Annotated in this window: 14 protein-coding genes; 2 read left to right on the top strand and 12 right to left on the bottom strand. The window is 33.3% G+C overall.

Features of this window, described 5'->3' with window-relative positions:
- Positions 1 to 11: 11 nt before the first annotated feature.
- From GIY83_RS13580 to GIY83_RS13560, 5 genes are all read right to left on the bottom strand, one after another.
- The gene (locus tag GIY83_RS13580; RefSeq protein WP_208681834.1) at positions 12 to 488 is read right to left on the bottom strand and encodes a DUF6265 family protein; all 477 of its coding nucleotides are present in this window, start codon (positions 486 to 488) and stop codon (positions 12 to 14) included.
- Positions 489 to 790: 302 nt separating this feature from the next.
- A complete protein-coding gene (locus GIY83_RS13575) occupies positions 791 to 3100 on the bottom strand; it encodes a type IA DNA topoisomerase (RefSeq protein WP_208681832.1) in 2310 nt (769 codons plus the stop codon).
- A 296-nt stretch (positions 3101 to 3396) separates the two neighbouring features.
- Complete coding sequence (locus GIY83_RS13570; protein ID WP_208681830.1) at positions 3397 to 4473, bottom strand: acyltransferase; 1077 nt, start codon at positions 4471 to 4473, stop codon at positions 3397 to 3399.
- Between the two features lie 54 nt (positions 4474 to 4527).
- Positions 4528 to 5010 (bottom strand): hypothetical protein, encoded by a 483-nt coding sequence (locus GIY83_RS13565; RefSeq protein ID WP_194616509.1) that lies wholly within the window; start codon positions 5008 to 5010, stop codon positions 4528 to 4530.
- Between the two features lie 172 nt (positions 5011 to 5182).
- Complete coding sequence (locus tag GIY83_RS13560; RefSeq protein ID WP_208681828.1) at positions 5183 to 5611, bottom strand: copper resistance protein NlpE N-terminal domain-containing protein; 429 nt, start codon at positions 5609 to 5611, stop codon at positions 5183 to 5185.
- 382 nt (positions 5612 to 5993) lie between these two features.
- Here GIY83_RS13560 and GIY83_RS13555 point away from each other — a divergent pair, with 382 nt between their 5' ends.
- On the top strand, positions 5994 to 6167 hold the full coding sequence (locus GIY83_RS13555) for a hypothetical protein (protein ID WP_194616511.1): 174 nt from the start codon (positions 5994 to 5996) through the stop codon (positions 6165 to 6167).
- A gap of 56 nt (positions 6168 to 6223) precedes the next feature.
- On the opposite strand, the gene GIY83_RS13550 is transcribed toward GIY83_RS13555, so the two are convergent.
- The 4 genes from GIY83_RS13550 to GIY83_RS13535 all read right to left on the bottom strand — a co-directional run bounded on the left by GIY83_RS13550 (position 6224) and on the right by GIY83_RS13535 (position 9912).
- The gene (locus tag GIY83_RS13550) at positions 6224 to 6625 is read right to left on the bottom strand and encodes a hypothetical protein (RefSeq protein ID WP_194616512.1); all 402 of its coding nucleotides are present in this window, start codon (positions 6623 to 6625) and stop codon (positions 6224 to 6226) included.
- 311 nt (positions 6626 to 6936) lie between these two features.
- Positions 6937 to 7521 (bottom strand): hypothetical protein, encoded by a 585-nt coding sequence (locus tag GIY83_RS13545; RefSeq protein ID WP_208681826.1) that lies wholly within the window; start codon positions 7519 to 7521, stop codon positions 6937 to 6939.
- A 523-nt stretch (positions 7522 to 8044) separates the two neighbouring features.
- A complete protein-coding gene (locus GIY83_RS13540; protein ID WP_194616514.1) occupies positions 8045 to 8515 on the bottom strand; it encodes a hypothetical protein in 471 nt (156 codons plus the stop codon).
- A gap of 2 nt (positions 8516 to 8517) precedes the next feature.
- A complete protein-coding gene (locus GIY83_RS13535) occupies positions 8518 to 9912 on the bottom strand; it encodes a hypothetical protein (RefSeq protein ID WP_208681823.1) in 1395 nt (464 codons plus the stop codon).
- Between the two features lie 520 nt (positions 9913 to 10432).
- On the opposite strand from GIY83_RS13535, the gene prfA reads away from it, so the two are divergent.
- On the top strand, positions 10433 to 11509 hold the full coding sequence (prfA, locus tag GIY83_RS13530) for a peptide chain release factor 1 (RefSeq protein ID WP_065449322.1): 1077 nt from the start codon (positions 10433 to 10435) through the stop codon (positions 11507 to 11509).
- A gap of 524 nt (positions 11510 to 12033) precedes the next feature.
- Here prfA and GIY83_RS13525 read toward each other — a convergent pair.
- The 3 genes from GIY83_RS13525 to GIY83_RS13515 are packed head-to-tail and all read right to left on the bottom strand — an operon-like array spanning position 12034 to position 13131.
- On the bottom strand, positions 12034 to 12405 hold the full coding sequence (locus GIY83_RS13525; RefSeq protein WP_194615290.1) for a hypothetical protein: 372 nt from the start codon (positions 12403 to 12405) through the stop codon (positions 12034 to 12036).
- 22 nt (positions 12406 to 12427) lie between these two features.
- Positions 12428 to 12811: a hypothetical protein gene (locus GIY83_RS13520; RefSeq protein ID WP_194615291.1), complete on the bottom strand. Its 384-nt coding sequence runs from the start codon at positions 12809 to 12811 to the stop codon at positions 12428 to 12430.
- A 35-nt stretch (positions 12812 to 12846) separates the two neighbouring features.
- Positions 12847 to 13131, bottom strand: coding sequence for a YtxH domain-containing protein (locus tag GIY83_RS13515; protein ID WP_194615292.1), 285 nt, complete (start codon positions 13129 to 13131; stop codon positions 12847 to 12849).
- Positions 13132 to 13151 lie beyond the last annotated feature (20 nt).

Here is a 13151-nt window from a genome sequence, read left to right as displayed (position 1 = left end):
TCTTTGTCATTTTACTTCTTCACCATAATAAACCTCTCCGTAGTCACTTTTCCTTGTAAATTTCCGGTAGCTTCCGCTGTTATAGTATTATTTGCACCTATTGTATAAGTAATTTTTTGAGGATAATCGTGTTTTGGATTTTCGAAAACCAGTTGTTTATCAGATTCTGCAGTTGAAGGAAATGCAACTGATTTATCATCATTCTGACCTTTTACAGTAGCAAAATACGTTAAGGTTTCTCCTTTTTGAGCCAGGACGATGCTTTCGAAATGTAGGGTGTCTTTTCCTTTAATGAAATAAGAGGCTCCACTAAAAGTACTGTCGTTTAGTTTGGTCCAGTTTTCGGTTAAAGTACCGTCTGGAGATGTATTTTTCCAGTTCCCGATAAGCCAGTCTGCAATTTTGATTTTATCTTTTTCTACAGATTCTTTTTTCTGGCAAGAAACAACGGCAACTAAAAGCATTGAAAGAGTAATTTTCTGAAACATATTTTGGTTTTTTGATGTTAAATTGAAAAGCTAAGATATTAAAAAAAAAGTTTGCCACGAATCTCACGAATTTACACGAATTGATTTGTGTATTAGAATGTAAAAATGCCACAGATTAAAGGATTAAAATGATTTTTTTTTCACGCAGATTTAAAAAGATTTAAGCAGATTTTTTGATCTCAATCAAAATTAAATCTGCCTTAATTTGCACAATCTGCGTGAAAAATAATTCATGAAGATTCGTGAAATTCGTGGTGAAAAAAAATCATTTTAATCCTTTAATCTGTGGCAAGAAATCTATTTTAGACGCTTTCTTGCAAAATAGAATAAACCAATTCTTTTGTGGGTTTTTGATCTTTTAATTTGGCCCTTACATCATCAAAAGTCACTTTAAAATCGCACCCCAATTTATAATCGCCACAACCATAAGCAGTTTTTCCTTTCATGATGGTTCCTTTTTTGCATTTCGGGCAAGTCAGAGCATCAGAATCAGCTGCTGCGGCTGGTTTCGGTTTAGGAGCTGTTTTCTTGACTTCTAATTTTAGTTTGTAATTTTCTTCAAAACGAATCAAACCTTCTACGGTTCCTTCTTCGGTTTTAAAGCCTTTTATGTTTACAGTCGATCCTTTTTGAACCAATCTTAAATATTGATTTTCGGATATTTTTTTCTCTGCAAAAACATTTGGCAATAGAAAATCACAGCCTGCCTTATAATTTCCACATCCGTAAGCCGATTTTCCTTTTATTAAAGTAGCTTTCTGGCATTTCGGACAGGTTTCTGCCAGGATTCCCGCGGCTTTCTTTTTCTCGACTTTTACCACTTCTTTCTGAGTGGCGGTTGCATGCGAGATATTGGCGTGTCGGGTTTCGCTTCTTACTTCGGTAACCAAAGCCTCGACCATTCGCTTCATGTTTTTGATGAATGCTCCGGCGGTAAAAGTACCTTTTTCGATATCTTTCAATTGTTTCTCCCAGGAACCCGTAAGCTCAGCCGATTTGATCAATTCATTCTGAATCGTGTCAATAAGCTGAATTCCCGTAGGAGTTGGTAAAACCTGTTTTTTGTTTCGAACAATGTACTGACGTTTGAATAGCGTTTCGATAATATTCGCTCGCGTAGAGGGACGACCAATACCGTTTTCTTTCATCAATTCTCGTAAATCTTCATCATCGACTTGCTTCCCTGCGGTTTCCATAGCACGAAGTAAAGTTGCCTCTGTAAACTGATTGGGTGGTTTGGTCTCTTTTTCTAAAAACGATGGTTCGTGCGGACCTTTTTCGCCCACAACAAAATTGGGTAATAAATCAGCTTCTTTTTCTTTGGCGTTCGGATCTTCAAAAACAACACGGAAACCTTTTTTTAAGATCACTTTTCCAGTAGTTTTAAACATTACCTCGGCTGCTTTTCCTATTACTGTGGTATTGGCCACCAGACAATCATCATAAAATACAGCAATAAAACGTCTTGTAATAATGTCGTAAACTTGCTGCTGATTGAATTGCAAATTGCTTTCTATTCCCGTTGGAATAATAGCGTGGTGATCTGTAACTTTTTTATCGTTGAAAACCTTAGGCGATTTTTTTATTTTCTTGCCTAAAAGAGGTTGGGTTAATTCGGCATATTTAGATAATTTTTGCAGAATTCCCGGTACTTTAGGGTAAATATCATTGGGTAAAAATGTGGTATCAACTCTGGGATACGTCACTACTTTTTGCTCGTACAAAGTCTGTACAATTTTTAGCGTTTCATCTGCCGAAAATCCAAACTTGGTATTGCAATACACCTGTAAACCCGTTAAGTCAAATAGTTTTGGTGCATATTCGTTTCCGTTCTTTTTATCCACAGAAACAATTTCGAATTCACTTTCTTTGACTTTATTGGCGAGAAGTTCCCCGTCTTCTTTTTTCAGGAAACGGCCTTCTTCATAACTAAAAAGGGTTTCTCTGTATAACGTCTGTAATTCCCAATAGGGTTGAGGTTTAAAGTTTTCGATTTCTTTCCAGCGATCAACAACCATTGCCAATGTTGGCGTTTGCACGCGGCCAATAGACAATACTTGTTTGTAACCGCCATGTTTTACGGTGTATAAACGTGTAGCATTCATACCCAATAACCAGTCGCCAATCGCTCTTGAAAATCCGGCGTAGAATAAATTATCGTAGTTTTCAGAGGGTTTTAAGTTTTCGAAACCTTCTTTTATCGCTTCGGTTGTTAAGGACGAAATCCATAAACGCTGTACTTCACCTTTGTAATTGGCTTCGTTCATTACCCAACGCTGAATTAGTTCTCCTTCTTGCCCGGCATCCCCGCAGTTGATGACCACTTCGGCTTTTTCGAACAGGCTTTTTACAATTCTAAATTGCTTTTCGATACCTGAATTCTGAACGACTTTGGTTTCGAATTTCTCCGGAAGCATGGGTAGGTTGTTTAAATCCCAGCTTTTCCAGTGCGGTTTATAGTCGTTGGGTTCTTTTAAAGTACATAAATGCCCAAAAGTGTAGGTCACGGCATAACCGTTTCCTTCAAAATATCCATCGTGCTTGGTATTGGCTCCCAAAACGGATGCGATTTCTCGTGCTACACTTGGTTTTTCAGCAATACATACCTTCATTTTTCTCCTTCTTATTTATAAGGCGAAATTAGCGATTTTTTATAAGAAAGGAGCAAAGGTTATTAGGAACAAAGGGACAAAGGTTGTTTTTATTTAATCGCGCAGTCCCGATAGCTATCGGGAGCAAAGGTGCAAAGTTTTTGTTTCACGCAGATTATGCAGATTAAGGCAGATTTAATTTTGATTATAAATCTGCGATCATCAGCTTAAATCTTTTTTAATCTGCGTGAAACAAAAAAATCATTTTAATCAGTGGCCTTAAATAAAAAACTTTGCGACTCTGCGCCTTTGTGCGATTATTTTTTCCTTCTTTCCGTCAAATATTTTCGAATAGGAGTATCATAAAAATTCATCGTTAAATAGGCGATTCCCACAAGAAGAATTGTGCCGATAATAACAACAAAAGTCAGTTGAGTTGTATCTGGTTTATACTTAGTATAATAATTTGCAAATATCCACATGGCGGCGTAATGTGTCATGTACAACGGATAAGATATTTGGCCAAAGAATAGACATGTTTTCTTGAATCCCGGTGCCAAAGTTGCTCCGGCTCCCAATACGATCAATAACGGGAAATAAAATAAAACCACCATAGGTTCTGTAAGCCAATTGAAATCTGAAAAAGGAAATACGAAGGCCAAAAGCAGTAATACTGATAAAGCAATAAAGCCCAGTTTTGATTTAATGATCCAATTGGAGCGGTAAATGAGCATTCCTGCTAAAAACGAAAATGAAATACGACCAAGGCCATCCCAAAAGGTTTCTCCGCTCCATCCGCCCATTAAGGAACCTCCCGCACGTTGACTGACCAGACAAATTCCTGCTGCAGCCAAAATGGTTAATACAAATAGAGAACGTCGGCTTAGTTTATAAAGGAAAAGCGCATAAAAAATATTGGCCACATATTCCCAAAATAATGACCACCCTGGCGCATTTAAACCAAACAGGTTAAAATAACGATCAGCCATTATGGGTAAAGGAATCAGAAAAACGGATGCCAGAATTATCAAAATGATTTTACCGGTTTGGTAAGCTTCAGGATGACCGCCAAAAGGATCAAAAAGAAAAGCCAACAAACCCAATACAGAACCAAAGAGAACTAAAGGATGTAATCTGATTAATCTTAATTTGAAAAAGTCGGTAAGTTTCATTTTGCCAATGCGGTCATGATAGGCGTAGGCAATAACAAATCCGGAAAGGCAAAAGAAAAAGTCAACGGCTAAAAATCCATGCGCAATAAAATTTTCGCTGGGCGGATGAACGATTTCCATAAAATGAAAAATAACAATGGACACAGCGGCTATTCCTCTTAATCCGTCGAGGATTTCAAAATGTTGTTTTGGTTTTAGGGTTTCGGTTTGGGGTTGTATCATGGTTTTATTTAATACTGCAGAACAATTATAAGAAACTCAATTTAATTGAATATTTTATTCCTGATCTATTTTAAAAATTCTTGAATAATTCCCAAATTCAGTTCCTTTAAGGCGCTCTTCGATTACTTTTTTGGCTATATCAAAGTCAACAACCATACATCCAACTTCCATAGTTCCGCTGCCAATACTTCCGCCATCGGTATGTCCAAGTCCTGTCCAGCCTAAAACTTCATCCATTTTTTGTTCAAGTATATGTCGTTTTGCAAGATCTTGTTCGGTTCCAAAACCATCAATGCTATATTCGATTTCTAAAAAAGAGACTTTATCCTGGTCAAACTCTGTATAGCCTTCTTTTAGTTTCTGGTCAATTTCTTTTTGAACATTTTTTCTGAAACTCGAAAATAATCCGCCTTTGACTTCTTTATTTTCTCCTTGCTCTCCAACGACTCCCCAATGTACAATGGCAGTTTTTTCGTCTTTATCCCAAGTTTCCCAGTACCAAAGCTGATTGTCTTTTTGTTTGTAGAGTTTAAGCATATTTGAGTTTTTTAAATTGTTTTTGGTTCTATAATAGAGATTTGCAATCTGTTTACACAAAGATTGATTTTTTCCGGTTATAAAAAAAGCCGCAAATAGTGTCTAACTTTTTGGGGCATGTTCAAAATTTCTTGTGGCTTTATTTTATTGTGATGATAACAAATTGAAATGTTTACTCTTTAAAAACATCAATTCTTTCCATCCAGGCAATTCCTGATTCTAAAAACTGAAGTTTTGTCTTCACGATTTTGTCGCTTTTATCTCTTGGGTTTTTGGTTATGAATCTTGCTGTTGAATTATTAAAATCTAAAGTGTATTTCTCGTCAAAATCTTCTTTTTTGTTAGAAGAAAAAGTAATCATATTGTCTTTTGCGCTCCATTTTCCTTTTCCGAATTTATTGACTTCCGGTGGAGTTCGGCCCTGCATTTTCGAATACGAATGAAATTCAAATGTTCCATCCTGATTTAAGGTCAATTTATATTCTATGATATGTTTTCCTTTTTCATCAAGTGAACGCGTATAATCGCCAGCGAAATTGTTCGATTGTGCGAATAGGGTTAGGTTGAAAATTAAAAGTAAGGTGGTTAGTATTAGTTTCATTGGTTTGAAAATGGATTAGAACTTCTTTATCAAAAGTAACTGTTTTGAATTTAAAATCTTTACGTGAAGTTGTAAATCTATTCATGTATATCGGTTGAATGCAACCGATTGTATGCCATTACCTAAAAATAATCTATTATTTGTAGTTTCGTTTCGATGAAAATCGAGATAATAAATAAATATTCAATTAAAATCCAATCATGGAAACACAACATACAAAACAAGTCAAGGAGTTTTTAGAGTCGATGAATAGAATCAATAAATTCGACAAACTAAATCAGAGAATAGCAGTGATAATTCGTTTAGTGTACCGCTAAAGGTTTCCGGTTATAACGAGCTTAATTTAATAGTTTTAGATCTTCTTAAAGCGAGTATTGTTTTAATGAATAAGGAAGCTCGAAGTTTAGCTATTTTTGAATCAGATACAGATATTAATGTAGTGACTTTGCTTGAAATTGCCTTGCAGCTTTTACCTGATCAGGAAATGGAGTTATTGGATGATTTGCATAAGATTTGCTTGGCTTCTGATACACAAAATAAGGTTTTCTATTTCTAATCGATATTATGTATTAAAAATGACCAATAAAAATATAGCGGGGAATCTAGGTCTTTTTAAATTTCCCAATATCTACATTTTTTAGGAATTAATTCTAAAAACTTATTTCGATTATCTATAAATAAACCTTTCCATCCTTCAATAATTCTATTTTCTATTAGCTGATCAGAATAGTTACTATAAAGCTCTTTATTGTCAAAATCGATATATAAACTCGGAAGATAATTATTAAAAGAGGCTTTAGCTAAATTACCACCCTCAGTTTTATATGCTTTGTTTATATTTTCAAATTCAATCTTTAAGTATTCTATTTCCTGTAAATAAGTATTTTTTAAAATATTATGCTCCCAATCATCTAAAAGCCACCAGGAATTTTCCCCATAATAAATAGATAATTTATTATCTATTTTGATAACTACGAATATTCCACCCTGAAATTTATTAAAATAAGAGTTCATCTATTTTAGATTTTTTGTACTTCCATAATATAATCCGATAATGCGAATTTGCAAACCGTCCTTACAAATATTGGTTTGTTCTGTTTGTAAATATAAAATAAAAGCGACATATTTTTTGTCGCTTTTGTTTTGATTATAAGTATTGTTGCTGCGGCTAACGCGATCGTCTCGATCCTGACTTGTTTTTTTGTTTTGTCCTAGAAAAAACTACATTATTTAAACATAATCTTGGAATAGATTTATATTTATTTTTATTTGGCTTGTGTTCACGAGCGGGACGCTTGCGCTAGCGGGGATTGAGTACCTTAAATTTAATAATAAATATAATCGGCTATAACTCGAACGACAATCCATTTTTCATTTTCTTTTTTCATAATTACAACTTGTGGCTGATTACTACCAAAAAAAGATGCTATATTGAAATAAAACATAACGTATTTTTTATCCATATAATACATCGGCTCAGATATCATTACAACATCTTCTATCTTACTGTTTATATATTTATCATGAAATGCAGAGCCAAATAAACCTTCTTTACTTTCTAATATGAAGTCATCTTTAGGAAAGTTTTCTTTTTTCCAATATCTTTTTATTGTATCATATGCGTATTCTTTATACATTTTTTTCCAATGTTTCTCTACAAATAAACCGTCTCTATAATCTAAAGGGACATTTGGCTCTCCAACATGATCAGGTCCTTCTGATCCATTAAAAATTCTTAAAGCCTGTTTGTTTGAAGGTTTATCAGCTTGTAGAATGAACTTCTTGTCCTGAACTATTTTTTGAGTTTCTAAAAATATATTGATTGGCTCGTAACTTTCCACATATTGTGCACTGGCACATGATAATATGAAAAAAGAAATTATTATAAATATTGTTCTTAATTGCTTCATAATTGTTTACTTTTTACAAGGTGTTCCTATTGGAGAATAAATACCATATACATCTCCTTTTTTTTCTGTAATTATTCTACCCAAATTCTTTCTCTGTCTTTATAATTCTTGTGATTCGGATCGTTCGGATAAGTCGTGTTAAATATTTTTGTTTTATCCAAGCCTCCCCACGCCATGTCAAAATACACTTGATTTGGAAAACCTGAAGTGACTGGTTGTCCTGTATGAAATTCTTGAATAGTAGATGCTATTGAATTGACATATTTTTTAGCAATTAATTCATGATGTTCATCAGGAGTCGGAGACTTTTATCAGATTTAGAGTTTCTAAGAGCATAAAAAAAAACGCAAAGTCAGAGACATTTGCGTAGCTTTTTATGAGGAATATTTCGTGGAGCGGGGTATTTATTTTTTCTCATTTAGTATCCTCTTTTTTGGGGCATTCCCTTTGGTTATAATTTTTACTCCGCCAACATGTTGCAGATTATCGCTAACGGGAGCCGGCATAATATAAAATTTGTCAATTAAAAATCTGAATATTCCCAATCAACTTCATATTTAATTATTTTATTAGATTTTATTTTTTCAAAAATATATATTTTAAAAAAGGAGTTGTAGCCTTTGGGTGGATAGAGAAGTTTAACTTTGTTTTTACTTTCTACTTCTTTTTTCTTATTTTTATAAAATACAATTGCATCATTCTCTAATTCACTAGGGTTTTCTAAGCTAATTTTTTTTAGAATATCAACAGAACAAGTATCTACAATATTGTTTTTTATATCAAACTTAAATCGCTCTTTTTTAATTTGAAAATAAGTAACTTGTTTGTCTTGTATTTTACTATTATCATTGTTGCCGGAATCAAACATTACATATTTTATTGGTTTTAAATATTTTTCTCCTCCCTTATAAAAAGAAAAATAATCAGTTGGTTTTGTCTGTGCATTAATCGAATTAATTAGTACAAGCATCAAAAGGTAAATATATTTTTTCATAATTAGTAACAATTAGATGGTCCATTATAAAAATTATCATTAATTAAATTATTTATTTTATTTTTTTCTTCGAGTGATAAATTGTCCCACGCTATTGTAGTAATATTACTATCTAATTTTCCTAAGCCAACCCAAGATACTGCTTCATATGTAGATCTTGGAAGTCTATTATTGTCAAATTGTTGAATAACATCTGCGATAATGCCTTTGTAATGATTCGCCATCATTTCGTGATTCCATGTTGGTTTATATCTCTTAAAGTAGTAATCATATAACCCTGGGAAATTATCTTTCATTGAATTAATATAATTTACTTGTTGCTGAGCAGTCATATTACTTCCGTCAGGCGTTAACGTTCCAATTTGAGCGGCCGATAACATTTTACGATATATTTCAGCATGAATTATCTCATGTGCAAATACAGTCGCTTTACCTAAATCTGATAAGCTATTTAATGCAGTATTACTTATTTGAATTTCTGTTATAAAATTAACAGGTAATTGAGTTTGTCCATACACATTCGTGGATAAATTATTATTAATTGTCAATTTTAGATGACTTACTGTGAAATCTCCATCAAACTTTTTAATCGCATTTTCAAAACCAGAACTAGAACTTCTGAGACTTTCATAAATACATTTTGCTTTTCCTGTAAGTTGGTTTATAATTTCTACCACCGTTGGCGCTGTAATTCCTCCCCCTCCTGCATCCCATGAATAGTAATCAACACCTCCATAATCATTAAATCCCCCACCAAAAATATCATTACCAAATATACTAGAATATCCAAACATATCTAAAGCTTGTACAGTTTTTCGATAATTGTTTTGTATAACAACTCCATCTGATGATGATGGAGTTTTACGAGTTAATGTTGGTATTTTGCCATTGTCAATATTAGTTTTTAAAGTGCTGGTATTTTCAAAAAGCTGACTTACAATAATTCCGTTCTTGGCTCTAAAACCACTAATAAAATTACCATCTAAAGAATAAGAAAATAACTCACCGGAAAAACTTTCCTTAGAAGAATTTTCATCAGGATACATAATAAAAACGACACTTTTAACGTCATTATCAATTTTTAACATCAAAATCCTTTTATTTTCAAGATCATTATTTGTTGTAAAAGGAATTACAGTTAACAGCTGGTCAGTACCTTTTATTTTTTCTTGTGCAATTTTATTGAATTCAAGATTTTCGAATTCGTTGTTGGTTGATTTTGCCGAAGAATTACTTCTTGAATGCATCAGGAAATTTTTTGCTTCATCAATACTTACCGTTTCAATCTTGTTTTGCAACTGATCTGGTAAATTTTCATCATTTTGGCAATTAAACATTAATAACGCAATAAATAATAGCATTATTACTTTTATATGGCTTTTGGTTTTTATTTTCATAATCTTTGGTTTTTTATTAATTAAATTCAAATATATAAGAAGAAATTTGTAAGAAAAATATTTTATTAAAAAAATAAACTTACATAATTAATAAGCTTATTTTTTCATATTCGCAATTTTAAATTTCCACATTTAATTATATACTTGCTGATTTAAATGTTATGCTTTACAGATTCAATTAAAGATTACAAATGTTCTGATGAAGAGTGAATGTCGAAAAATGATTAAATATTTTGCAAAAATAATTTCTTTGAAACAAAAAACTTTACGGAAATCCATAAACACCTAAATAAACCCGAAAACCCCTAGCCCTGATAGAAGTGAAAATCCTTTTGTGACCGTCCCGATAGCTATCGGGATGAACAAAAGATTGTAACGAATAGTCAGTCCCGATAGTTATCGGGATCCTAAAAACGATCCTAATTCCACCAAAAATTAGTCTCAAAAAACACAACAAATCAATAATAGAATTTTAAACAAAAATTTCGTAAATTTGCACTCCAATAAAAGGAATTAGAAAATGTTAGATAGACTTCAAATAGTAAAACAACGTTTTGATGAGATTTCGGACTTAATTATCCAGCCGGATGTTATTTCTGATCAGAAACGTTATGTGCAATTGAATCAGGAGTACAAAAACCTGAAAGCATTGGCTGAAAAGCGTGATGAATATGTACTTGTGATGGCTAATATAGATGAGGCAAACGAAATTATTGCTGATGGAAGTGATGCAGATATGGTTGAAATGGCCAAAATGCAACTAGATGAAGCAAAAGAAAGATTGCCTGAACTTGAGGAAGAAATCAAGTTTATGTTGATCCCTAAGGATCCTGAAGATGCTAAAAACGTTATGGTCGAGATTCGTGCAGGTACGGGTGGAGATGAAGCGAGTATTTTTGCAGGAGATTTATTTAGAATGTATACTAAATATTGTGAGAACCAAGGTTGGAGAACTTCGGTAGTAGATATGAACGAAGGAACTTCGGGTGGTTTCAAAGAGGTTATTTTTGAAGTATCTGGAGAGGATGTTTACGGAACTTTAAAGTTTGAAGCTGGTGTGCACCGTGTACAACGTGTTCCTCAGACAGAAACGCAAGGGCGTGTGCATACATCTGCAGCGACGGTAATGGTTTTACCGGAAGCGGAGGAGTTTGATGTACAAATTGATATGAACGATGTTCGTGTGGATTTCTTCTGTTCATCTGGACCTGGAGGACAATCTGTAAATACAACGAAATCTGCGGTACGTTTAACGCACATTCCTACGGGATTGGTGGCGCAATGTCAGGATCAGAAATCACAGCATAAAAACAAAGATAAAGCCTTGAATGTTTTACGTTCTCGTTTATACGAACAGGAATTGGCGAAGAAAGAGGCTGAAGATGCTACAAAACGTACATCTCAGGTAAGTTCTGGTGACCGTTCGGCTAAGATTCGTACTTATAACTACGCTCAGGGTCGTGTAACAGATCACAGAGTTGGTTTGACTTTATACGATTTAGGAAATATCATGAATGGTGACATTCAGAAAATTGTTGCCGAGCTTCAATTGGTAAACAATATGGAGAAATTGAAAGAGGCTTCGGAGGTTTTCTAAGTTTTAGGGACAAAGGTTCAGAGAGGCAAAGGTTTTGCCAATCTATAAATATAAAAAATCCTGTTTCACAATTAGTGAAACAGGATTTTTTTTTGACCATAATGATAAAATATGCCCAGTGGTTTTAACCACTGGGCCGCAATTTATGTTGTCCAATAAATTATCATATCTATTTTTCTGTATTTCATTTCCCAAGGTTAAAACCTCGGGCTGTAGTTGAAATATCTTAAATACAAAAAGCCCCTGTTTTACTAATGTGAAACAGGGGCTTTTTTTGGTTCGGACAAAGTCTGGTTTTAGACTTTCAAAGAAATCTTAGTAACTTAGCATCTCAGAACCTTAGATATATAGTGAAGGATATTAACTCTTTAACCGTTTGTTTATAAAACGTATAAAGCAAGTTAGATACCTAGAAATACTCTTGAAAATTCGAAACATTTATATAGATTCGAGTAAACGTATACACCATTTTTTAATACTATTTCGCTTAACTTTTCCATAATACATAAATTTGAGTTAGACAATTACTCTCTTGATGGTTCATGTTGTGATGATTCCTCGTTTTGGGATTCATGATGTGGTTTTGAAACTAAATTAGTTACGACAAGCTGTAATAAGGATCCAAATATTCCTTTAAAGACTGAAGTGCTTTTACCCACTACAAATCGTTTTGCGAGATAACCAATCCCTATGCTTATTGCTGATTGTGCCAGATTACTTTTAAATCCTACAGTTTCGTTGATTTCTTCAACTGTGTTTCGGATTAGATTAAGCGGTTTTAAATTGTGCTTAATTTCATCAATTTCGTCTTTTATAGCGCACCATTCTGCGTCCTGTCGAATTTCTAATTCCTGGATCGTCTGATTTAATCCATCAATAGTGTAAATAGTTTCCATAACAGTCTTTTTTAGTTATTAATTAATTTAAATCAGCTTTTGTTTCATCCTTTTTAGTTTCTTTTAAAATACTGGAAATAATCATATTTCCAATTGGTGTTTTAATGATCTTGTGTTGCAGAGTATGCATTACAATTGCAACGATAAGGTAAAAAAGCGCTACGATAAAAAAACCGTAATAATACTCCCCAAGTACTTTACCAAGCCATAAACTAATCCCTATATTAAGGAATAAGGTAAAAAATGCAACAACAGCTCCAACTGCTATTCTTGATGTTAATGTTGATAAAACATCTGCTGCTGCCGATACCGTTTTAAGCTTAATTAATTCTAAGCTAGTTTTGGTATAGTTTTCAGCTTTTTCATAAAGATTTAAGTTCTCGTTTGTTGTTGCATTTGATTCCATGATATAGGGTATTTATGGTTTAAAAATTTCACTCTTTAGTAGTTCGTTTTTACACTTTTTGCTTCATCTTTGATTGTGTTGAAGTCTTCTTTTGCCTGGTTGAATTTTGCTTTTCCTTCTTCGATAATATCTTTACCGTTTGCAGTAATTGTGCTTACAACTCCGTCAAATTTTGTTTTTAAATTATCTCCGTAATCTTTTGATTTATCTTTGATTTTTTTTCTAGTGTTTGACCCTTTGTCCGGTGCAAATAATACTCCTAAAAATGCTCCTGCAGCTGCAGCTCCTAAAATTCCTAAAATTGTGTTACTCGTTTTCATAATATTTGATTTAGTGATTA

Source organism: Flavobacterium sp. SLB02, assembly GCF_009664855.1.
Lineage (GTDB): Bacteria > Bacteroidota > Bacteroidia > Flavobacteriales > Flavobacteriaceae > Flavobacterium.
Note: the sequence above shows the minus strand (reverse complement) of the source record. Positions and strands in the feature narration are given on the sequence as shown.

What these genes read in the sequence shown, in the direction of transcription:
- GIY83_RS13520 (WP_194615291.1), bottom strand. Translation starts at nt 12,811, where the DNA reads ATGGAATCAAATGCAACAACAAACGAGAACTTAAATCTTTATGAAAAA.
- GIY83_RS13565 (WP_194616509.1), bottom strand. Translation starts at nt 5,010, where the DNA reads ATGCTTAAACTCTACAAACAAAAAGACAATCAGCTTTGGTACTGGGAA.
- GIY83_RS13515 (WP_194615292.1), bottom strand. Translation starts at nt 13,131, where the DNA reads ATGAAAACGAGTAACACAATTTTAGGAATTTTAGGAGCTGCAGCTGCA.
- GIY83_RS13570 (WP_208681830.1), bottom strand. Translation starts at nt 4,473, where the DNA reads ATGATACAACCCCAAACCGAAACCCTAAAACCAAAACAACATTTTGAA.
- GIY83_RS13550 (WP_194616512.1), bottom strand. Translation starts at nt 6,625, where the DNA reads ATGAACTCTTATTTTAATAAATTTCAGGGTGGAATATTCGTAGTTATC.
- GIY83_RS13525 (WP_194615290.1), bottom strand. Translation starts at nt 12,405, where the DNA reads ATGGAAACTATTTACACTATTGATGGATTAAATCAGACGATCCAGGAA.
- GIY83_RS13560 (WP_208681828.1), bottom strand. Translation starts at nt 5,611, where the DNA reads ATGAAACTAATACTAACCACCTTACTTTTAATTTTCAACCTAACCCTA.
- prfA (WP_065449322.1), top strand. Translation starts at nt 10,433, where the DNA reads ATGTTAGATAGACTTCAAATAGTAAAACAACGTTTTGATGAGATTTCG.
- GIY83_RS13545 (WP_208681826.1), bottom strand. Translation starts at nt 7,521, where the DNA reads ATGAAGCAATTAAGAACAATATTTATAATAATTTCTTTTTTCATATTA.
- GIY83_RS13540 (WP_194616514.1), bottom strand. Translation starts at nt 8,515, where the DNA reads ATGAAAAAATATATTTACCTTTTGATGCTTGTACTAATTAATTCGATT.
- GIY83_RS13555 (WP_194616511.1), top strand. Translation starts at nt 5,994, where the DNA reads ATGAATAAGGAAGCTCGAAGTTTAGCTATTTTTGAATCAGATACAGAT.
- GIY83_RS13575 (WP_208681832.1), bottom strand. Translation starts at nt 3,100, where the DNA reads ATGAAGGTATGTATTGCTGAAAAACCAAGTGTAGCACGAGAAATCGCA.
- GIY83_RS13535 (WP_208681823.1), bottom strand. Translation starts at nt 9,912, where the DNA reads ATGAAAATAAAAACCAAAAGCCATATAAAAGTAATAATGCTATTATTT.
- GIY83_RS13580 (WP_208681834.1), bottom strand. Translation starts at nt 488, where the DNA reads ATGTTTCAGAAAATTACTCTTTCAATGCTTTTAGTTGCCGTTGTTTCT.